General features: G+C 65.9%; 16 protein-coding genes. All 16 read left to right on the top strand.

Annotated elements, in window-relative coordinates; genetic code table 11:
• Positions 1-1884 (top strand): type VI secretion system baseplate subunit TssF, encoded by a 1884-nt coding sequence (gene tssF, locus LL964_RS10365; protein WP_104587797.1) that lies wholly within the window; start codon positions 1-3, stop codon positions 1882-1884.
• A complete protein-coding gene (gene tssG, locus LL964_RS10370; RefSeq protein WP_104587796.1) occupies positions 1848-2888 on the top strand; it encodes a type VI secretion system baseplate subunit TssG in 1041 nt (346 codons plus the stop codon). Before tssF ends, tssG begins: the two co-directional genes overlap by 37 nt.
• A gap of 56 nt (positions 2889-2944) precedes the next feature.
• Positions 2945-5686 carry a type VI secretion system ATPase TssH gene (tssH, locus tag LL964_RS10375; RefSeq protein ID WP_104587795.1) on the top strand — a complete coding sequence of 914 codons (2742 nt, stop codon included), beginning with the start codon at positions 2945-2947 and terminating at the stop codon, positions 5684-5686.
• 90 nt (positions 5687-5776) lie between these two features.
• Positions 5777-5992 carry a hypothetical protein gene (locus LL964_RS10380; protein WP_104587794.1) on the top strand — a complete coding sequence of 72 codons (216 nt, stop codon included), beginning with the start codon at positions 5777-5779 and terminating at the stop codon, positions 5990-5992.
• Between the two features lie 42 nt (positions 5993-6034).
• A complete protein-coding gene (locus LL964_RS10385) occupies positions 6035-6829 on the top strand; it encodes a hypothetical protein (protein WP_146092380.1) in 795 nt (264 codons plus the stop codon).
• 240 nt (positions 6830-7069) lie between these two features.
• Positions 7070-7528: a hypothetical protein gene (locus LL964_RS10390; RefSeq protein ID WP_104587792.1), complete on the top strand. Its 459-nt coding sequence runs from the start codon at positions 7070-7072 to the stop codon at positions 7526-7528.
• Positions 7529-7830: 302 nt separating this feature from the next.
• A complete protein-coding gene (locus LL964_RS10395; protein ID WP_146092379.1) occupies positions 7831-8667 on the top strand; it encodes a hypothetical protein in 837 nt (278 codons plus the stop codon).
• 150 nt (positions 8668-8817) lie between these two features.
• Entirely contained in the window at positions 8818-9540 is a 723-nt protein-coding gene (locus LL964_RS10400; RefSeq protein WP_104587791.1) for a ThuA domain-containing protein, read from the top strand.
• 201 nt (positions 9541-9741) lie between these two features.
• A complete protein-coding gene (gene ecfK, locus LL964_RS10405; RefSeq protein WP_104587790.1) occupies positions 9742-10281 on the top strand; it encodes an ECF-type sigma factor EcfK in 540 nt (179 codons plus the stop codon).
• Positions 10260-12788, top strand: a complete 2529-nt coding sequence (locus tag LL964_RS10410; RefSeq protein ID WP_104587789.1) for a serine/threonine-protein kinase — start codon at positions 10260-10262, stop codon at positions 12786-12788. Before ecfK ends, LL964_RS10410 begins: the two co-directional genes overlap by 22 nt.
• 69 nt (positions 12789-12857) lie before the next feature.
• Positions 12858-13145 (top strand): PAAR domain-containing protein, encoded by a 288-nt coding sequence (locus tag LL964_RS10415; RefSeq protein ID WP_029218002.1) that lies wholly within the window; start codon positions 12858-12860, stop codon positions 13143-13145.
• A gap of 208 nt (positions 13146-13353) precedes the next feature.
• Positions 13354-14685 (top strand): tetratricopeptide repeat protein, encoded by a 1332-nt coding sequence (locus LL964_RS10420; RefSeq protein ID WP_104587788.1) that lies wholly within the window; start codon positions 13354-13356, stop codon positions 14683-14685.
• 149 nt (positions 14686-14834) lie between these two features.
• Complete coding sequence (locus LL964_RS10425; protein WP_104587833.1) at positions 14835-16799, top strand: type VI secretion system Vgr family protein; 1965 nt, start codon at positions 14835-14837, stop codon at positions 16797-16799.
• The gene (locus LL964_RS10430) at positions 16796-17344 is read left to right on the top strand and encodes a DUF6931 family protein (protein ID WP_104587787.1); all 549 of its coding nucleotides are present in this window, start codon (positions 16796-16798) and stop codon (positions 17342-17344) included. The genes LL964_RS10425 and LL964_RS10430 overlap by 4 nt, the downstream gene beginning before the upstream one ends.
• A 271-nt stretch (positions 17345-17615) precedes the next feature.
• Positions 17616-18950 (top strand): type VI secretion system-associated FHA domain protein TagH, encoded by a 1335-nt coding sequence (tagH, locus tag LL964_RS10435; protein WP_104587786.1) that lies wholly within the window; start codon positions 17616-17618, stop codon positions 18948-18950.
• Between the two features lie 800 nt (positions 18951-19750).
• Positions 19751-22018, top strand: coding sequence for a rhamnogalacturonan lyase family protein (locus tag LL964_RS10440; protein ID WP_146092378.1), 2268 nt, complete (start codon positions 19751-19753; stop codon positions 22016-22018).
• Positions 22019-22049 lie beyond the last annotated feature (31 nt).

A 22049-nucleotide genomic window follows, 5' to 3' on the forward strand; every position in this document is an offset into this window, starting at 1 on the left:
ATGGACCCGCGCCTGCTCCCGTACTACAGCCGCGAATTGCAGCATGTGCGCGACATGGGCGCCGAGTTCGCACGCGAGTACCCCAAGATCGCCGGCCGGCTCGGGCTGGACGCTTTCGAATGTGCCGACCCGTACGTGGAGCGCCTGCTCGAAGGCTTCGCGTTCCTGGCCGCGCGCGTGCAGCTCAAGCTGGATGCGCAGTATCCGGTGTTCACCCAGCACCTGCTGGAAATGGTCTATCCGCACTACCTGGCGCCGCTGCCATCGATGGCAGTGGTGCAGTTGCAGCCGGACCTCAAGGACAGCGGCCTGGCGGCCGGGGTGACGGTGCCGCGCCACAGCGCGCTGCGCAGCCTGATCGGCGCAGGTGAGCGCACCGCCTGCGAGTTCCGCACCGCGCACGCGGTGACGCTGTGGCCGCTGCAGGTGGCCGAAGCCAAGTATCTGGACTCGCCGGCCGCGCTGGCGGCCGCCGGCATCGGCTTGCCGGCAGGGCGCACGGTGCGTGCGGGTATCCGCCTGCGGCTGGAGCTGGTGGGTGGCGCACAGGTGCAGGCACTGGCGCTAGATCGCCTGCCGATCTTCCTCGCCGGTGCCGATGGCCTGCCCAAGCGGCTGTACGAACAACTGCACGCCGACACCAGCGCGGTGGTGGTGCGTGGCAGCGACGCCGGCGGTGGCAGCGTGGAAACCATGCTGGCTGCGCACAGCTTGCAGATGCGCGGTTTCGACGACGCCGATGCATTGATTCCTTACGATGGCCGCTCGTTCAGCGGTTATCGGTTGCTGCAGGAATACTTCGCCTGCCCGGAGCGCTTCCAGTTCGCCGAGTTCGCCGGATTGCGCACTGCGCTGCGCCGCCTGCACGGCAGCAGCGTCGAGCTGGTCGTGCTGCTGGAGCGCAGCGTGCCCAGCCTGGCGGCGGCGCTGAGTGCCGAACACATCAAACTGTTCTGCACGCCGGCGATCAACCTGTTCCCGCGCCGTGCCGATCGCATCCACCTGCAGCCTGGCGCGCATGAGTACCACGTGCTGGCCGACCGCACCCGGCCGATGGATTTCGAGATCCATCACCTGGGCGAGGTGGAAGGCTTCGGCGACCGTCAGGAGCCGGAGCAGCGCTACACGCCGTTCTATGGCGGCGACGCATGCAGCTGGCACGCGCGGCATGGCGCGTTCTACACCGTGCGCCGCGAGCCGCGGGTGTTGTCGGCGCGGCAACGGCGCGACGGCGCGCGCTCCAGTTACGTGGGCAGCGAGGTGTTCGTCAGCCTGGTCGATGCCAATGACCAGGCGCAGGCCAGCAGCCTGCGCCAGCTGGGCCTGCAGCTGTGGTGCAGCAACCGCGACCTGCCGCTGCACATGCCGGTGGGCAAGGGTGCGACCGACTTCACCATGGACAGCGGCGTGCCGGTGCACAGCGTGCGCTGTGTGGCCGGGCCGACCAAGCCGCGCCCCGCACTCTCCGACGGGCAGACCGCCTGGCGCTTGCTCAGCCAGTTGCAGCTCAATTACCTGTCGTTGTTCGAAGACGGGCCCAATGGCGTGGCCGCGCTGCGCGAAATCCTCACCCTGTACTGCGATCCGTTCGATGCCGCCGCGCAACGCCAGATCGAAGGCATCAAACAGGTGAGCGGCACACCGATCGTGCGGCGCATTCCGGTGCCCGGCCCGATCACCTTCGGCCGCGGACTGGAGATCACCCTCACCTGCGAGGATGCTGCGTTCGAAGGCACCGGCGCCTTCCTGCTGGCCGCGGTGCTGCGGCACTTCTTTGCGCGCTATGTCTCGGTGAATTCCTTCACCGAAACCGTGCTGCGCACCACCGAACGCAACGAGGTGGCCCGATGGCCAGCCCAGCCCGGCACGCGCCCGCGCCTGTGAGCGCGGCGGCTGCGGCGCTGGCACAGGCGCTGCAGACCCGCCCACAGGATTTCAGCCCGTTCGCGGCCTTGCGCGCGCTCGAGCGCTGCCATCCGCAGCATCCGCGCCTGGGCGAATCCGCCCGTGTGGCGGACGACATGGTGCGCCTGCGCCACACGCCGTCGCTGGCGTTCGCTCCGCATGCACTGGACCGGTACACGCCGGCGCGGGAAGACCGGCCGGCCGCCTTGCACAGCCTGTTTCTTGGTCTGTTCGGCCCGAATGCCCCGTTGCCGTTGCACCTGACCGAATACGCCATCGAGCGTGCGCAGCAGGCCAAGGACGGCACCTTCGCCGCCTTTGCCGATGTGTTTCATCACCGCATGCTGAGCCTGTTCTATCGCGCCTGGGCGCAGGCGCAGCCTGCCGTGCAGGCCGAACGCCCGGCAACCGACCAGTTCCGCGCGTGGCTGGATGCCTTGGTGGGCATTGCCAGCCCGCACCTGCGCGAGCGCGATGCACTGCCCGACGATGCGCGCCGGTACCACGCCGGACGTCTGGGCGCGGTCACCCGCACGCCGGAAGGCTTGCGTGCCCTGCTGCAGCAATTGTTCGAGTGGCCGGTGCAGGTGCAGGAATTCATTGCCGAATGGATGCGGCTGCCGGCCGACGCGCAGCTGCGGTTGGGCCAGGGCCCACGCACTGCGCAGTTGGGTGTGGATAGCGTGGTCGGCGCACAGGTGCGCGGCGCGCAGCAGCGCGTGCGCATCCGTCTGGGGCCATTGCCACGCATCGTGTTCCAGCGTTTCCTGCCCGGTGGCCAAGCGCTGCGCCAGCTTACCGCTGCGGTGCGCGCCTATCTGGGCGACGAATTCGGCTGGGAACTGCAGTTGCTGCTCAAGGCCGACGAGGTGCCCACCCCGCAGCTAGCACGCAACAGCCGGCTGGGCCTGGACAGCTGGCTCGGCCGCCGTGCCTGGAGCATCGCCGACGCCGACGACGTGTTGCTACGCCCCTCTGGCTGACCCGCACGGCTCTCACTTTCGCTCATACGCAACGTACCGACTTCGAAGGACGCATCATGGCCGAGATCTCCCGCAATGCCCTGTTCGGCAAGCTCAACCCGCTGGCGTATCGCGGCATCGAAAGCGCCACCGTGTTCTGCAAGCTGCGCGGCAACCCGTACGTGGAGTTGGTGCACTGGCTGCATCAGTTGCTGCAGCTGCAGGATTCGGACCTGCACCGCATCGTCAAGCACTTCCAGCTCAACCCGTCCGCGCTGGCGCGCGATGTCACCGCCGCGCTGGACGGCCTGCCGCGCGGCTCCACCGCCGTGACCGATTTGTCGGCCAATATCGAAGAAGCGGTGGAGCGCGGGTGGGTGTATGCCTCACTGAGTTTTGGTGAAGCGCAGGTGCGCACCGGCTATCTGGTGGTCGGCATTCTGAGCGTGCGCGGCTTGCGCAATGCGTTGCTGGCGATCTCCAGGGAGTTCGACAATCTCAAGCCTGCGGCGCTGAGCGAGCATTTCGCGCAGATCGTGGCCGGATCGCCGGAAGAGGGCCTGCTGCCCAGCGATGGATTTTCGCTTGGTCAGACCGCTGCACCGGGCGAGGCGAGCGGTGCCATCGCACCGGCGGCGATGGGCAAGCAGGAAGCGCTGAAGAAATTCACCACCGACCTCACCGCACAGGCGCGCGAGGGCAAGCTGGATCCGATCATCGGCCGCGACGACGAGATCCGCCAGGTGGTCGACATCCTGATGCGCCGCCGGCAGAACAACCCGATCCTGGTCGGCGAAGCCGGTGTCGGCAAGACCGCGGTGGTGGAAGGCTTCGCGCAACGCATCGCACGCGGCGACGTGCCGCCGGCATTGAAGGACGTGCAACTGCGCGTGCTGGATGTGGGCCTGCTGCAGGCCGGCGCCAGCATGAAGGGCGAGTTCGAACAGCGCCTGCGCGCAGTCATCGATGAAGTGCAGGCCAGCCCCAAGCCGATCATTCTGTTTGTCGACGAAACCCACACCCTGGTCGGCGCCGGTGGCGCGGCCGGCACCGGCGATGCGGCGAATCTGCTCAAGCCGGCGCTGGCGCGCGGCACGCTGCGCACGGTGGGTGCCACCACCTTTGCCGAGTACAAGAAATACATCGAAAAGGATCCCGCACTGACGCGGCGCTTCCAGGCCGTGCAGGTGGACGAGCCGGACGAGGCCAAGGCCGTGCGCATGATGCGCGGCGTCGCCTCGATGATGGAGCAGCACCACCGCGTGCAGATCCTGGACGAGGCGCTGGAAGCGGCGGTCAAGCTCAGTCACCGCTATATCCCCGCCCGCCAGCTGCCGGACAAATCGGTGAGCCTGCTCGATACCGCCTGCGCGCGCGTGGCGGTGAGCCTGCATGCCACGCCGGCCGAAGTGGATGATAGCCGCCGCCGAATCGAAGCGCTGGACACCGAGCACGCCATCATCGCGCGCGAGCGTGCCATCGGCATCGTGGTCGACGAGCGCGCTACTGCATGTGCCGGCCTGCTGGCCAGCGAGCACAGCCGGCTGCAGGAGCTGGAACAACGCTGGGCGGCCGAGAAGACCTTGGTCGACGAGCTGCTGTCGCTGCGTGCGCAACTGCGTGGCGGCCACGCGCCAGTCGAAGGCACTGGCAGTGCGTTGGAAGCGGAGGCGGCTGCCGAGCAGGTCGCGTCCGGCGACACCGCGGTACTCGAAGCGCCTGCCCACGTGGACCGCGACACGCTGCTGGCACGCCTGCAACTGGTGCAGGCCGAACTGGCCGCGTTGCAGGGCGAATCGCCGTTGATCCTGCCCACGGTCGACTACCAGGCGGTGGCCGCCGTGGTCGCCGACTGGACCGGCATCCCGGTCGGGCGCATGGCGCGCAACGAGATCGACACCGTGCTGCGCCTGCCCGAGTTGCTGGCCAAGCGCGTCATCGGCCAGGACCACGCCATGGAGATGATCGCCAGGCGCATCCAGACCAGCCGCGCCGGCCTGGACAACCCGGACAAACCGATCGGCGTGTTCCTGCTCGCCGGCACCTCCGGCGTGGGCAAGACCGAAACCGCGCTCGCGCTGGCCGAAACCTTGTACGGCGGCGAACAGAACCTGATCACCATCAACATGAGCGAGTACCAGGAAGCGCACACCGTCTCCTCGCTCAAGGGCGCACCGCCGGGCTATGTCGGTTACGGCGAAGGCGGCGTGCTCACCGAAGCCGTTCGGCGCAAGCCGTACTCGGTGGTGCTGCTGGACGAGGTGGAAAAAGCCCACCCGGACGTCCACGAACTGTTCTTCCAGGTCTTCGACAAGGGCTGGATGGAGGACGGCGAAGGCCGCCGCATCGACTTCCGCAACACCTTGATCATTCTCACCAGCAACGCCGGCACCGACCTCATCGCCAGCCTGTGCAAGGACCCGGAACTGATGCCGGATCCCGAAGGCATGGCCAAGGCTATTCGCGAACCGCTGTTGAAGGTGTTCCCGCCGGCCTTGCTCGGGCGCCTGGTGGCGATTCCGTATTACCCGCTGAGCAATGACATGCTCGGCCAGATCGTGCGGCTGCAGTTGAACCGGATCAAGCGACGGATCGAGGAGCGCTACAGGATTCCGTTCGAGTACGACAACTCGGTGGTGGAGCTGGTGGTGAGTCGGTGTACCGAAAGCGAATCGGGCGGGCGGATGATCGATGCGATTTTGACGAATTCTATGTTGCCGGAGATTTCGCGTGAATTCTTAGACCGGTTGATTGAGGGCGAGCCGATCAAGAGAGCAAGGGTCGACGCTACCGATAAGGACTTCCGCTATGTGTTCTGACTGGCTTGAAGCGTATTGCACGTGGGCGGCCCTTGGAAGCTGGTGCTCCCGTTATGCCACTGACGATGCACTCGGCCAGGAGAGTATGTGATGCAGCTTATCGAGGGCCAGGCCGGCGCATGTCACGCGTATGGCGAAGATATTATCTATCCGTTGATCAAAAGCTGCATGACCATGACCGTCGTCTACAGCGATCCGGCATATGTCGTCAGCGGACATTCTCCAAGGCTGGTACTCGGGATGGCGAGCATGGCGCGACTCACCGTCGCCCAGACAGCAGACATACTCAGGCTCAGATTCAGTTGATTCCCTCTTACGCACACTCCAATAGGTCCTGACATGCCAGCGGTGAATGAAGCTGAGATCAAGAGCGCTTATGATGACTTGATCGAATATAGCTACAACAATCTTAGCGGTGCGGAAAGAAACGAGGGTATTGTTCTTTGCGAGGATCTAGAAACGTATTGCCTGGGGGGTAGGTGGGCTGGACTTGCACTCGACTACCGCCGGGCGTGGCTGGGTGAGATCATTCGGCGCGTGCAGGGACTGATTTCCAGCAAAGACGCAATCGTTGCAGGAACAACATCGCGCAAGGTGTTGGTTGAGAGGCTGAGCGGGGATGCAGGATGCCGTCCGCTCAAGATAAGCACAATAGGCTTCAGCCAGTACACCGTTAATCGGCACTTCCAAAGCCATTACGTTGGCCAGCCGGAGTGGGTTGCCAATAAGGAAATCAAGGATGTTGCCAAGGTGTTGCGTGGCGAGCCAAAGAAAAGTACCGATCTGAGAATCCGTCTGCATTTACATGCAGGAACGTGGGTTGCCTTGAATAATCGAGGATTCGCACTGCATTGTCTGGCCAATGTCGTTCCCCGGCGCCTCGCTTTTGATCCAGATCTGTCGAGCGACGAAACCTCGCGTATGACAAAGTCATTTGCAGACTCAGGGTTGAGGTTGACAATGTCCATTCCGGAGAGTCGGCGATCCAAGGACCAGTGGAGCAAGACGATTCCGACCCTAATCACAGGAATTCCCGAGACCAGAAACAGTGTCGAGATTTTGTACACGATCAAGGCCATCGGTATGGCGGTCGGCGCAGCAGCGGATGTTGGAAACGAAATTGTCTACAACACCGGGCCATAGTCGGAGTAAAGGTGTTAGGTTATTTTCCAAATCGACCTGGCCCGTTTCCGCTACGCTTCCGCCGTCTCCGTAGCGATGTCATCTCCAAATTTGCCAGCTGAGCGAAGCGTCGCTGTGCGATACATGCGCTTCGGTAGCCTACCGACAGCCACGAGCGGGCAGTCATGGAAAGGCGCGCAGACACGGATATCGAGAAGGGATGCAGAAGCGATGGATCGCCATCAACAGAGGAGTGATGAAATGCCAGTTTTGATCAAGGTTACCTACGATATAAACAGCGCCAATGGTGTGGTCCAGGCGTGCCTGCGGAAGAAGCGCGAAGTCGTCCAGTCCAGGGACAATGGCGGTATCACCGGTATCGGTGCGGGCTCATGTTGTTCCTTCGTGGCGTACATAACGCACGGAGGAGAAGTCGACAACGTCTTTGGAAATAGCCGCATTCGCATCCCGTTCAAGGTCAACGGGGTCGATGTCGCAAATGCCTGCGCCCACGGCGAACTGACCGCCTTATGGAACGCAATTGCCGACGAACCCTCTATTCCCACAATTCTGGCGATGTACATCGAGATGTCGCCTTGTACTAAATGTCAGAGCGCGCTGGACAACCTCTTGCAACCTGGTCAGGAAATCTATTACTCCTTCGATCACCCGGGGGAGTTGGGAGCCTGGCAAACCGCAGCCAAGCATCTTTGCGCATGACGCCGGAATCAGGGGCGTAACGCGCATTGGGAATGTGTTGAGATCAATGACAAACGTGGGCCAGTCGACACACCGGGCATATGGCCTATCCCGTCGATGGCGCGTCTGATTGATCGCCCCGGCGTCGTCGTTGGTTCCACTGTGGGGCATGTGATCTTGGCGGCGCAGCGCTGCAACGCGGCGCGTTCAGTAGATATCGATGAGTCGAACCGGAGAGCATTGTCATGGGGTCTTGCGAAGAATGCGGTCAGCAGCTGTACGGAAGTGCGCACGACCATATGCCCACCTGTAGTCGCCGCAGGATGCTGCTCAAGCGTCAGGGTAACGGATTATCTCGGGGGAGCGACAACGTTTCCAATGACGGTGTCGTCAAGCGGCAGAGATCGGCGCGGATTCAGCAGCGTGCGCAGTCCGAGATGGGGGCGCTGCTGAATTCCGCATATGGACATGACAGGCCAACGCTGATCGTTGGAGACATCACGCCGTCGCTCTATCGACCCTTGACCCAAGGGAATGATGGAAGGTATTACACGTCGACACAGGCGCGTCGGGAGATCGAGAGAATCATCGATAGCACGGCGAGAACCTACGCCAGTGAAGATGAGCTGCCTGCACTGGCGCAGCAGATGCTGCAGCGCTCCAGGAGTACCGGCAGATCGATGCTGCATTTCAGTAGTCGAACTGCGAATACCGGCTACCGCACGGGACAGGACGTGACCTACACCGAGGTCACCGGTGCCGATCACTCCGGTACGAGGACAGCAAACGACACGCCGCGGCCAAGAAGTCCTCCGCCGATGTCCACCGGCGAGGAGCTGCCAGTTCCAAACCTGCGCTACGAGCAAACTCATCAGTCGGCTTATAGTTTTACCGGTTTGCCCGGTAGCACGGTGCATGCGCCGACGCAGGCCAATCAGGCGGCCGATACCAATCTGGAGCGATTCGTGGGTCGCTCGCCGGGAGGATTCATCGTGCGTGAGGACACTTATGAGCGGTCATCGCTATCGGCCTTTCGCCCTACCGGTGGCGGACGCTACGAAGGCCGCAGCGTAAGTTACATGCGGCGCCTGTCTGTACCGGATGACACAAGCGTGCCGCACACGGATGGTTCGGGGTCAAAGGACCAGTCGAAAAAATGAGCGGCTTACCGAGATCTTGCCCGCATGTTCACTGATGGCTTGCCGGGTATCGGTATCGTATATCGAAGGTGCGATCGAACGTCGGTGGCAGCCGCAGGTACTTGTCGCCACGGTCGTGTGTCCAGAGCAGGATTGCGCAACAATGCCCGCATGCACAGACTCCTGCTCACCCTGATCTGCATGCTCGCCTCATCCGCCGCCACGGCTGCGTCCGCTCCGGAGCGGATGTTGATCTTCAGCAAGACCGCCGGGTTCCGGCATGAGTCGATTCCGACGGCTGTGGCGACATTGCGCCAGCTGGCGGCTGAGGAGGGCATGGCGGCCGACCATAGCGAGGACGCGGATGTCTTCACTGCCGACAACCTGGCGCGCTATCGCGTAGTGGCGTTCGCCAGCACCACCGGGGAGATTCTGGCGCCGGCGCAGCAGCAGGCGTTCGAAGGATTCGTTCGTCGGGGTGGTGGCTTTCTGGGCGTGCATTCGGCCGCCGATACCGGCTACCAGTGGCCGTGGTACGGGCAGTTGGTCGGGGCCTGGTTCAAGGGGCATCCGCCGGGGCTGCAGTCCACCCGTGTGCAGCCTGAGCGAGAGGGGCAGGCGGTCGGCAAGAGCTGGCCGATCACCGACGAGATCTACAACTACCGGCACAATCCGCGCGGGCAGGTGCAGGTGATCGCCACGGTGGACGAGCGGCTGTATGCCGGCGGCACGATGAGCGCCGACCATCCCATCGCCTGGTGTCATGCCTTCGACGGTGGCCGTGCCTGGTACACCGGGCTGGGCCACGATGCGGCGGTGTATGCGAATGCAGAGTTTCTGGCCCAGCTGCGGCAGGGCCTGCGCTATGCGGCCGGGCGTGAGCCTGGCTGCTAGGTGCGTCGGCCGGATGGATCGGGTGCGTCGATCAAGCGTGCGAAGATGGCTGGCAACGCTCCGACCATCACGGTCTAGGTCGCTGCAAACGCCGCCGCTTGTCTGTCGCCGAGTCCCAGCCAGCTAAACCATTACGTCTCGCCTGTTCCGCCTGCTCGCCAATGCGGGATACTGCGCGCTCACGCAGGCGAGATGAGGCCAATGGCGGAGCTGCCGATCACCGAGTTGTTGCAGGCCTGGCAGCGCGACGAGCCAGGGGCGGGCGACGCACTGGCGCGCCAGGTCTACGAGGTGCTGCGTGCCACCGCACTGCGCGAGCTGCGCCGCGACGGGCGCACCGGCCTGCAGGCGACCGAGCTGGTGCATGAAGCCTGGATGCGACTGGAACAAGGCCAGCAGGCATTTCGTTCGCGCACGCACTTCTATGCGGTGGCCGCCTTGCAGATGCGGCACCTGCTGGTGGATCTGGCGCGTCAGCAGGCCAGCGCCAAGCGGCTGGGGCAGGCGGTGACGCTGACCATCAGCCTGTCCGATGGCGCGGCGCGGCCGGAGGCGTTGATGCTGGTGGCCGATGCCTTCGACAAGCTGGCACAGGTGGACGAACGCAAGGCCCGTGCGTTCGCGTTGACCGAGCTGGTGGGTTTCAGCGTGGCCGAGGCGGCCGCGCAACTGGATGTCTCGGTGCCCACGTTGGAACGCGACCTGCGCTTTGCACGGGTCTGGCTGGCGGCGCAGCTGTGAGTACGGCTGCGACCACCTGGCAGCGGCTGGAGGCCTTGTTCCATCAGGCGTGTCTGTTGCCGCCGGAACAACGCGATGCCTTTGCGTGGGAGCAGACCGGCGAAGACGCGGCGTTGCGCACACAGTTGCTGGCGATGCTGGCGGTGGAATCGCAGGCCACCTTGCGCGTGCGGGGGCCGCTGAAGCAGGCCGTGGCCACCTTGCATGCTCCGCTGCCGGAGCTGCCGGCGGGGACACGCTTCGGCGCTTGGGCGATCGACCGCCTGCTCGGTGCCGGCGGCATGGGCCAGGTGTACCTGGGCCACCGCGCCGACGGTGCCTACGAGCGCGAGGTGGCGATCAAGCTGGTGGCCGCCGACGCGCTGGACGCGCAGGGCCGGGCCTTGTTCGAATTCGAATGCCGGCTGCTGGCGCAGATGGTGCACCCGGCCATCGCACAGATCCACGACGTGGGCACCGATGCACAGGGCCGGCCGTATCTGGTGATGGAGTATCTGCGCGGGGAGCCCATCACCTGGTGGTGCGACGAACACCGGCTGTCGTTGCATGCGCGCGTGCTGCTGATGCTGCGGGTGAGCGAGGCGGTGCAGCATGCGCATCAGAAGGGTGTGATCCATCGCGACCTCAAACCCAGCAATGTGCTGGTCAGCGACATCGACGGACGGCCGATGCCCGGGGTGATCGACTTCGGCATCGCCATCGATGCGGCCAACCCGGGCCTGACCTCGGCGCATGGCCGTGGCACGCCCGGCTACATGAGCCCGGAACAGGCGCGTGGGGCGCAGGACGTGGACGCACGCAGCGACATCTATGCGCTGGGTGCGATGTTCTACGAACTGAGTTGCGGGCTGGCGCCGGTGGCCGGCAGCGACGGCCTGCCGCAACCGCCATCGCAACGGGTGGCGACGGTGCCGGCGGATGCACGCGCACGCATCTGTGCGGCACGTGCCACCACCCATGCGCGGCTGCAGCAGCAGCTGCGCGACGGCCTGGATGCGATCGTGCTGCGCGCCCTGGCTCCCCAGCCGGGCGCACGCTACGCGTCGGTGTCCGCGCTGCTGGACGATCTGCACCGCTGGCTCGATGGTTACCCGCCGCGTGCCCTGCAGGCCGGCCGCTGGCTGCGGTTGCGCAAGTTCGTCCAGCGTCACCGCAGCGGCGTGCTCGCGGGAGGGTTGGCGGCGGTCGCCTCGGTCGCCGGCCTGGGCGCCACGCTGTGGTCGCTGCAGCAGGCCGCGCGCGATGCGCAACGCGCACGCGTCACCGGCGAATTCATGACCTCGGTGCTCTCCAGCGTGGACCCGGGCGTGGCGCAGGATCTGGACAAGACCCTGATGCTGCGGGTGCTGGAGCAGGCCTCGCAGCGTGCGGCACGCGAGCTGGCCGGCCAGCCCGACGCGCGCACCGATGTCGAGCTGACCCTGGGCCGTACCCTGATTGCGCTGGCCAAGTATCCGCAGGCGGTGGAGCATCTGCGCACCGCGCAGCGCCTGGCGCAGGACAGCGCGGGTGCGGGCAGTCTGACGGCGTTGCAAGCCACCTCCATGCTGGGCCAGGCGCTACGCGGTGCAGGCAAGCGCGAGCAGGCCGTGCAGGTGCTGCGGCAAGGCATTACGCAGGCGCAGCGTGGCGATGCGCAGCAGCAGACCATGGCCAACGACATGCGCGGGTGGCTGGCCTGGACCCTGCGCGATCAGGGCCGGATTGCCGAGGCCATGACCGAAAGCCGGCATGCCTACGTGGCGGCGCTGGCCAACCCCGCCACGCGCGCGGGGCAGCGGATCAACGCGGGCAATGTCTATGCCGGCATGCTGGCCGAGGTGGGGCAACTGGCGCAGGCGATCACGCTGCAGCGCGCCCTGCTGCGCGATCGCATCGCCCTGGACGGGGCCGAGCATCCGCTGGTGCTGTCGATGCGCAACAGCCTGTCGGTGTATCTGCTGATGCAGCGCGACTTCGCCGGTGCGGAGGCCGAACTGACGCCACTGCTGCAGATCAGCCGCAAGCTCTATGGCGATAACGCCGTCGACACCGTGATGGTGGAAGGCAACCTGGCCGGCGCGTTGCGGCAGCAGGGCAAGGTGGCCGAAGCCGGCCCGCATTACCGGGCGGCCCTGGAACGGGCGCGCACGGTGTTCGGAGAGCAGGCGCCCGAGACGATCGCCTCGCGCAGCAACCACGCCTTCTGGTTGCTGGATGCCGGGCAGGCAGCGCAATCGCTGGCCGAACAGCGTGCCGCGCTGGCCGCGTCGCTGCAGGTGCTGGGGCGTGCGCACCCGCAGACCGCCGAGATCCTGCGCGGCATGTCCGAGGCCGAGCGCACCTTGGGCCAGACAGCCGACGCACGCGTGCATGCGCAGCAGGCGGTGCAGATCCTCACCGGCATCTTCGGCAACGCCGAGGAACCCTTGCGCGCTGCACGGCAGACCCTGGCGCAGGTACAACCGGCAACGCCGGCGCCCGCCGACGCCGACGCAGCGAGCACCTCGGTGGTGGCGCAGCGCTGAGACGAATTGTCGGGTGAGCGTGGAACAGGCGGGCCACAGTAGCCGCCACCATTGCATCGAAGCGTTGCCATGCAACCCGCCGCACGCCTGACCGACCTGCACGTCTGCCCGATGGTGACCGGGGTGGTGCCGCACGTGGGTGGTCCCATCCTCGGCCCCGGTGCGCCCACGGTACTGATCGGTGGCTTGCCGGCCGCACGCATCGGCGATGCGGCGGTGTGTGTCGGCCCGCCGGACAGCATCGTGGCCGGCGCCCCGACGGTGCTGATCGCCGGCCAGCCGGCCGCCCGCCTGGGCGACAGCACCGCACATGGCGGGGTGATCACCCTGGGCTGCTTCACCGTATTGATCGGTTGAGTGCCGCCGCCCAACGCAGGACGGTTGCTGCGCGTTCGCGGCGTGCGTGCAGGTCATCGCCATGGCCGCGATGCCGCGAACGCACTGCGCCTGCGACAGGCACAACGCTGGCGCGCGGCATGCACTGGCCGGTCACAACGCACATCGTCGAACACGCACCCGCACTGCAGTCGCTCCGTCGTCATCTTGTCGCCCTTGGAGAGCCCCGATGCAAACCGCCACCCGCCTGCCGCCGGATACCTTGCAACATGCCATCGAGGCACACCGCAGCGGCCAGTTCGAACGCGCGGCGCAGTTGTACCGGCAGGTCCTGGATGCAGAGCCGACGCATGTGGCTGCACAGCATTTCCATGGCGTGCTGCTGCACCAGCGCGGGCAGAGCGCTGCGGCGGTGGCCTCGATCACCCAGGCGCTGGCACTGGATCCCGCGCAGCCGGACGCCTGCAACAACCTGGGCAATATCCACCGCGAATGCGGCCGCCTGGGCGAAGCCGAACAGTGCTATCGCCGCGCCCTGGCGCTGGCACCGGCGCATGCCGATGCGCTGGCCAATCTGGCCGCGGTGCTGGAAGCGCAGCGCCGCGCGGAAGAGGCCTTCGTGACCTATGCGGCGCTGCTGCATACCTATCCGGACTCGGCGCAGGCGCATTATCTGTTGGGCTTGTTCCTGCGCAACAACGCGCAGGGCGCCGAGCATCTGCAGCAGTCGGTGGAGTGCCTGCAGCAGGCCTGCACCCTGGCGCCGGAGCATTTGCCGGCGCGCGAGGCACTAGGGACCGGGCTCTATCTGCTTGGCGAGCATGTGCAGGCGCAGGCGGTGTACCGCGCGTGGCTGGCGCGCGACCCGGGCAATGTGGTGGCCGCGCATATGCTCGCGGCCTGCGGGGGCGCCGCAGCGCCGCCGCGTGCCGGCGACACCTATGTGCGCGAGCTGTTCGATGGCTTTGCCGACAGCTTCGACGAACAGCTGCTGCACAACCTGGAGTACCGCGCACCGCAGCGTCTGACCGAGGCGCTGGCCGCCTGCCTGCCCGCCCCGAGCGCTGCACTGACCGTCCTCGATGCCGGCTGCGGTACCGGGCTGTGCGCGCCACTGCTACGGCCGTACGCGCGGTGGCTGGTAGGTGTGGATCTGTCGCCCGGCATGGTGGCCAAGGCGCGTCAACGCGGCGGCTATGATGCGTTGGAGGTCGCCGAACTCACCGCCTACCTGCGGGGCACGCCTGCACACTGGGATGTGGTGGCCTCGGCAGACACGCTGGTCTACTTCGGTGCGCTGCACACCGTGCTGGCCGCGGCGGCCGCTGCATTGCGACCGGGTGGCGTGCTCGGCTTCACCGTGGAGGCGCTGGACGCAGACAGCGACAGGGTCGCGCTCGATGCCAGCGGACGCTACCAGCACAGCCATGCACATGTGCTGGCCGCGCTGCACGGTGCCGGCCTGCAGCCGGTGGCGATCGCGCCGGATGTACTGCGCAGCGAGCGTGGCCAGCCGGTGCACGGCTGGGTCGTGACCGCGCGCAGGCCTGCGCAGCGCTGAGACGAAATGTCGGCTTTGCCTGCGGCCCGCATGTGAGCATGGCCCGGCAGTGAGGGGTGGTGACTGGCGCGCAGCGGTTCGCGCAGGCCGGCGATCCTGCGCTGCGAACCGGCGCACTCCGCGTTGCCTACCCACCTGTGGATGCTTCGATGCCGCGCACCATCACGCTGCACTCCGACCTCGGCGACCGCCTGTGGCTGCACCGCATGCAGGCGCACGAGGGCTTGGGGCAGTTGTTCGACTACCGCATCGACGCCCTCTGCACGGATGCCCAGCCCGACCTGGGCGCGCTGCTCGGCACGCCAATGGCCGTCCAACTGGCCGACGCGGCGGGCGAGCAGCGCTGGTACCACGGCATCGTGGCCACCTGCGCCCAGGCCGGGATCACCGTTGTCGATGCGATCTCCTACACCGCGCTGGACCTGCACCTGGTGCCACGGCCCTGGCTGCTCACCCAGCGCCGCGACTGCCGTATCTATCAGGATCTGAGCGTGCCGGAGATCGTCACCAGCGTCCTGGCCGAGATCGGCTACAGCGATGTGCAGCAGCAACTCAGCACGCAGTATCCCAAGCGCAGCTACTGCGTGCAGTACCGCGAGGACGACTTCAGCTTCCTCAGCCGGTTGCTGGAGCAGGAAGGCATCTATTACTACTTCACCCACAGCCGCAGCGCGCACACCATGGTGTTGTGCGATGCGCTGGGCGCGCACGCGCAGCGCAATGGCGTGGACAACCTGCCGTACGTGCCACCGGAGCTGGAGAACCGGCGCATCCTGCGCTCGGTGGTGAGTCAGTGGCGTGCGGCGCGCGCGCTGCATTCCACCCGGCATGCGGTCACCGACTACGATCCGCAGCAGCCGCGCGTCTCGTTGGCGGCCGAGTGCGACGCCAGCGGCGCCGGCCTGCATCCGGTGGATGGCCTGGCGGTGTTCGATTACCCCGGCTCGCATGCGTTGCAGGCAGACGGCAGCCGCTACGCACAGGTGCGTACCGAGGCGCATAACGTGCAGCGCGCCAGCCACCAGGCCACTACCAATGCCTGCGGGCTGATGGTCGGCGCCTTGTTCACCCTGCGCGGCCATCCGCGCAGCGCGCTCAATCAGGAGTACCTGGTGCTGTCGGCGCAGACCACGCTGGCAGCGCCGGAGCACGGCAACGAACCGCCGTTCTCCAGCAGCGTGCAGGTGATGGAAAGCCGGTTGCCGTTTCGCAGCCTGGCGCGCACGCCCACGCCCAGCATCGCCGGCCTGCAGACCGCAGTGGTCAGCGGCGATACCGACGAAGACATCGTGGTGGATGCGCATGGCCGCGTACAGGTCACCTTCCACTGGGCCGGCGCCGCACGCACGCATGGCGCACCGTCGTGCTGGGTGCGCGTGGCCTCGATGTGGGCAGGCAAGGGCTGGGGTGCGATGAGCCTGCCGCGGGTGGGCCAGGAAGTGGTGGTGAGCTTTCTGGACGGCGACCCGGACCGCCCGCTGATCGTGGGCAGCGTCTACAACGCCGATCACGCGCTGCCGTTCGCGCTGCCGGACAACAAGACCCAGAGCGGCGTGCGCAGCCGCAGCCTGCTGGGCGGTGCGGCAGACTTCAACGAGCTGCGCTTCGACGACAAGGCCGGTGCCGAAGAGATCTACCTGCGCGCGCAACGCGACCTGCGCGAAGCGGTGCAACACGACCACACCGTCAGCGTGGACAACGACCAGGTGCTCACGGTCAAGCACGACCGCAAGGCGCGCATCGACAACAACGACAGCGTGGATGTCGGCAAGAAGCTGCTGCTGCAGGCTGGAGAGGAGATCGAGCTGGTGACCGGCAGTGCGCGGCTGGTGATGAAGCAGAACGGCGACATCGTGCTCAGCGGGGTCAAGATCCTGATCGATGCCAGCTCCGAAGCCAAGACCACCTCCACCGCCATCAAGCTGATCGCCAACGCACAGCTGCAGGCCAAATCGCCTGCCACCGAAGTGGCCGGCGACGGCACGCTGAAGTTGTCCTCGGGCGGCATGCTCAGCGCCGAAGCCGGCGCCTCGGCCACGCTCAAGGGCCCGCTGGTCAGCATCAAGGCCGATGCCCTGGTGCAGGTCGGTGGCGGCCTGATCATGATCGGATGAGCGCGCCCACGCTCTCGCTGGCGCAGGCGTGTGCGGACATGCAGGTGTCCGAGCCGGCGCGCGCGCAGCTGGCAGCGCCCATCGCGCCGCAGGCGGCGGTGCGCGCCCTGCTGGCGCATGGCCACGACGAGGATGCGATCAAGCTGCTCGCGCGCCTGCTGCCCAAGCGCTACGCAGTGGCCTGGCTGTGCCAGTGCGTGCGCGGCGAAGCGCTGGACGAGGAAGATCGCGCCGGTGCCGCACTGGCGGAGAAGTGGGTGCGCGAACCCAGCGAAGCGCACCGCCGCGCGGCGCAGGCGTTTGCACATGCGGGCGGCTATGTCTCTCTGGGCGCCTGGCTGGCGGCGGCGGTGGCCTGGTCCGGTGGCAGCCTGGCGCCGCCGCAGCAGGCCACCACCGTGCCGCCTGCCGAGCATCTGACCGCGCGTGCGGTGGCGGCGGCCATCACCTTGCTCGCTGCGCGCCAGCCCGCCGCACTGGCCACGCGCCGCAGCGGATATGCCACGCATGCGCTGGAATTGCTGGCCAACGTGCAGACGCCATGAGCGCGCTGCGGCACATTTTCCTGCGTCCCAGCGTGATCGGCCTGCGGTGCGCGCGGGGGCGGTGCGACGCAGCGATGGGGTGCGCAGGCGTCCGGCTTGCCGCGCGAGGCGCCTGCGCCGCACGTGTCAGCGGTGCCGCAGGCGCTCACGCGCAGTGGTCGTCTGGCCTGGCGGCGGTGCTGGTGGCACCGGTTCGTTACCGCCGACGCATGCGCGTCGGTTGCAAGGCGCCCTTCGATGGCGCCGGTCCTTACCTGCAGGAGCCCGTGTCGTGTCCAGTTCGCAGTTGATCCTCACCGTCAGCGGTGCGCAGGCCGCGCAGTTCGGCGCCGGCGCGCAGAAGCGTTTTTCAGGCAGTGGCGGCAGCATCGGCCGCTCCGACGAGAGCGACTGGGTGCTGGCAGCGCCAGGCGTGTCGCGCACGCATGCGGTGGTGCGTTTCCTCAACGGCATGTATTTCATCGAGGACCGCAGCACCAACGGTATGTCGCTCAACGGCGCGGCCCTGACTCGCGCCGACCCGTGCGCGCTGAGCGATGGCGACCGCCTGCAGCTGGACAGTTTCGAGATCCAGGTGCAGGTGCAGGCACCGGCAGCCGCGCCCGAGGTGCCGCCGGCAGCGAACCCGCTGCTGGATGCGATGGACGACCGGACCCAGGTCGCGCCGCCGCCATCGCCAGTGCGCGCGGCAATCGCCGACAGCCCGTTCGACCTGCTGGACTTCGCTGCACCAGCGGCCGCGCATGGGGCCATCGACGATCCGCTGGAGGGTCTGCTTGCGGGCCGCACGCCGCGCGAACTGGATCCCTTGCGCCTGCTCGACCCCGTGCCCGCTCCCGCGCCCAGCGTGGCGCCAGGCGCCTGGAATCACAGCAGCGCCAGTCATGATCACTTCCGTCCGCCGGCCAGCGGCGATGTGCGCGCCACGCTGCCGGAAAATTGGGACATGACTCTGGGCGATTTCGCACCGGTCGCGCCCACGCCATCGCACGCAGCGCAGGCCGCTTCCGCGCCGGCGTTCGCGGCGCAGCCAACGCCCGGCAACGCCGCCGCACCGACGCTGCAACTGCCACCCGAGCTGGAGCGCATCTTCGCCATCGTGGTGGACGGGGTGATGGACGTGCTGCGCGCACGCGCGGAGATCAAGAACACCTTCCGCCTGCCGGTCACGGTGATCCAGCGCTCGGAGAACAATCCACTCAAGTTCGCCGCCACCGCGGAAGATGCATTGCAGAAGCTGCTGGCCCCGCCCAGCCCTGCGTTCCTGTCCGGCGTGCCGGCCTTCGAAGACGCTTTCGACGATATCCGCTGCCATCAGATGGCCATGCTGGCCGGCATGCGTGCGGCCTTCGACGCCATGCTGTTCCACTTCAGCCCGGACCGGCTGGAACAGGAGGCCGACGCCGGCGGCAAGCGCCTGAGCTTCGGTGGCAAGGGGCGCTACTGGGAGCGCTATCGCGACAACTTCGACCAGCTGCGCGGCGACCCGGACGAGTGCTTCCGGCGCCTGTTCGGCGACGAATTCGCCCGCGCCTACGAGGCGCAGCTGGCACGGCTGAAGTCGGCACGGCGCCAGCCTGCGGCGCGCGGATCGCAGGGGGGGTGAGGGTCGCGCGGACGCGATCGACACAATGGCGTTTCGATGGCATCGCGATCGGGCTGCCTGCCGACCCGAATCGAGGAAGCATGCGAGTTGCGCTGCTATGCCTGCACAAGCGATGAGTGGCAAGGCAGCGCACTGCTTGATGTCAGCTGGGCATCGTTGCATGCCACATGGGCGGAGCTGGTACTGACAAGACAGTGCTGCCGGACATGCCTCGGCGGCTGTGGTTGGAGCTGTCCCTGCGCCCTCGCCGGATACGTATGCGCAACACCGATGACTGCCTGGTCCCGAGTAGCCGAGCCAGGCCAGAGGCCGTGAGCAGAGGTCGTCGGCGACACGCGTTTGCTGGTCTGCAGGATGCAACAGCGCAGGGCGGCGGCGACTACGTTCGTGATGCTTCGACCCACCAGCACTGACACGCCGTTTTGCGCTACGCGGCAGTTGGCAATAGCGAAAGTAACCAGGCGCAGTTGTAGGGGTACGTAGCGTCACTTGTGGCCGTATCCGGTCATATGTGCGACGTTCACGGCCATTGCATGCCGCACTTGCAAACGCCGATGCGATCCTCTCGATGAGCTATCTGATATTTGAATGGCGGCATGCCAGCAAATGAGAGGTATATCACTCAATGGCGGGTTGTCGCGTCATCCCACGTGTGACTAAATACCGCCGCGCCAGGTCGGCAGACCGCTCTAGGGTGGCGCCATCGCTTAAGGGGAAAGAGCGATGCAGTGTCGTTGGACACATCTTCACGGCACTGCGAGAGCGGGAGTCTCCTGCAGCGCTCTCATGAGATCACTCTGATGAACTATCGCTCACGCATGCGTGGCATGCCGCTGCGGCTGCTCGTCCTGACAGCCGCCATCACACCTTGTCTAGCTTTTGCAGGCTCTCTGGCAGAAAACGGCATTCCAAACGTCGCCGGACCGCGCGCGATGGAAGCGCTGGACCGCGGTGTCGTCGCACTGCGCACCTCCAGCGGCGTCTTCGTGTCGTGGCGGCTGCTGGGACTGGACCCGGATGGCATTGCCTTCAACGTCTACCGCTCCACCGATGGCAAGGCTGCAACGAAATTGAATGCGGCCCCGCTCACCCAGGGCACCAACTTCAGCGACACCACCGCGCCGGCAGGACGCAACAGTTACAGCGTGCGACCTGTGGTTGGCGGGACCGAACTGCCCGCCGATGGACAGTTCGAACTGAAGGCCGACGCGAATGGACCGCTGGTGCGGATTCCGCTCAGCACTGCCCCTGGCGACGGCTACCACACCCGCTACGTGTGGGTGGGCGATCTCGATGGCGACGGGCAATACGAGTTCGTGCTGGATCGGATTCCGCCCCAGAATCCAGCGGACTACGGGTTGTCACTCAGCAACCAATACCTGGATGCCTACAAGATGGACGGCACCCACCTGTGGCGCATCGACATGGGTATCAACAGCCGCAATATCTGCCGCATCAGACCCGGTTCGGCGACCTTGAGCACGGGCATGTATGACGGCGTCACTGTCTACGACTTGAACGGCGATGGCAAGGCCGAAGTCGTGCTGAAGGTAGCCAACGGTGTCAAATTCGCTGATGGTAAGACGTTCACTGCCGCAACCGACGAGGACCAGTCAGTCGCGATCCTGGATGGACAAAAAGGCACCTTATTGGCGTCAACGCCATTTCCCGCCGACTTTGCTTCCGCAGGCAGGCTGGGAACCCAGTTTGGCATCGGTTCGGTCGACGGGATGACCCCCTCGATCATGTTCTGGGGACGTAACCGCAATAAGGACCACTCCTTCAATGACGTGTTCGCCTCCTGGAGCTGGCGCGGCGGCAAGCAGATCACCACCAACTGGGTGTGGCCCAGGACGTCTGGCCTTGGGTTGGCGCCCTCGCACCAGCTGCGCATCATCGATCTCGATGGGGATGGCAAAGACGAAGTCATGACTGGCACCTTCGCTATCAACAGCAATGGCACGCTGCGATACGGCTTGCCGGGTGTGGTGCACGGCGATCGCTTCTACATCGGAAAGTTCGAAAAGGATCGTCCGGGTTTGCAGGGCTACGGCATTCAGCAATACAACCCCAGCGGGCTGCTCGAGTATTACTACGATGCCACCAAGGGCACGATCCTGTGGACCCACAGTACCAACGACGGCACCTCCGTCGATGTGGGCCGAGGACTGGTGGGCGATATCGACGCACGGTTTCCGGGCTATGAGGCCTGGTCGTTCTCCGGCATCCATAACGGTGCCACCGGCCAGCGCACCGAGCCATCGGATCTGGCGCCGTATCCGACCCATTCGATTTGGTGGGATGGCGATGAACTGAACGAAGGCTTGAATGGGCCCAAGATCGAGAAGTGGGACCCACTCAAGCCACGCGACTCCGGGCATGTGGGCCGCTACGAGTTGCTTACCAACCAGGGCGCAGCCCTCTGGGACGGCTTCAACCCGATGTTCTTCGGCGACATCATCGGTGACTGGCGTACCGAGGTCGTGGCGATCAACGCCGCTGGCACCGAGCTGCTGATGTTCAGCACCCAGATCCCGACCGACAGGCGCCATTACACGATGGCGCACAACCCCGCCTATCGTAATCACATGACCATCAAGGGGTATCTGCAATCCCCGCTGCTCGACTACTACTTCGGCGGTGGCATGGGCGCCTCGCCTCGGCCCAGGATCCACTACGCCGGTGACGGCTGGCTTCAGGCCGAAACGGCGGTATTGAGCGGTGGCGCGAAGTCGACAACCAGTAATGCATCGGGATACACCGGGACCGGCTTCGTGACTTTTCCCGGCAATGGTGGTGTGGCGCAGTTCCCGTTCGTGGACGTTGCAGGCGGCGGAACCAAGGACGTGACCATCCGCTTCGCAAATGGCGGTGCCAGTAGAAGTGGCATTTATCGCTTGAACGGGAAGACCTACCCGATCACGTTCCCCACGACAGGTAGCTGGAGCCGTTGGTCCAACCTGACCATCAAGATGCCCTTCGCCAAGGGCAGCGGAAACACACTGAGCTTTGAATCGACAGGCAATGACTTGGCGAACATCGACTGGGTGTTGATCGGTAAGAAATAGCGTTGCCTGACGCCATGCCCGCCACCGGGAC

This window comes from Xanthomonas melonis (assembly GCF_020783655.1).
Classification (GTDB): domain Bacteria; phylum Pseudomonadota; class Gammaproteobacteria; order Xanthomonadales; family Xanthomonadaceae; genus Xanthomonas; species Xanthomonas melonis.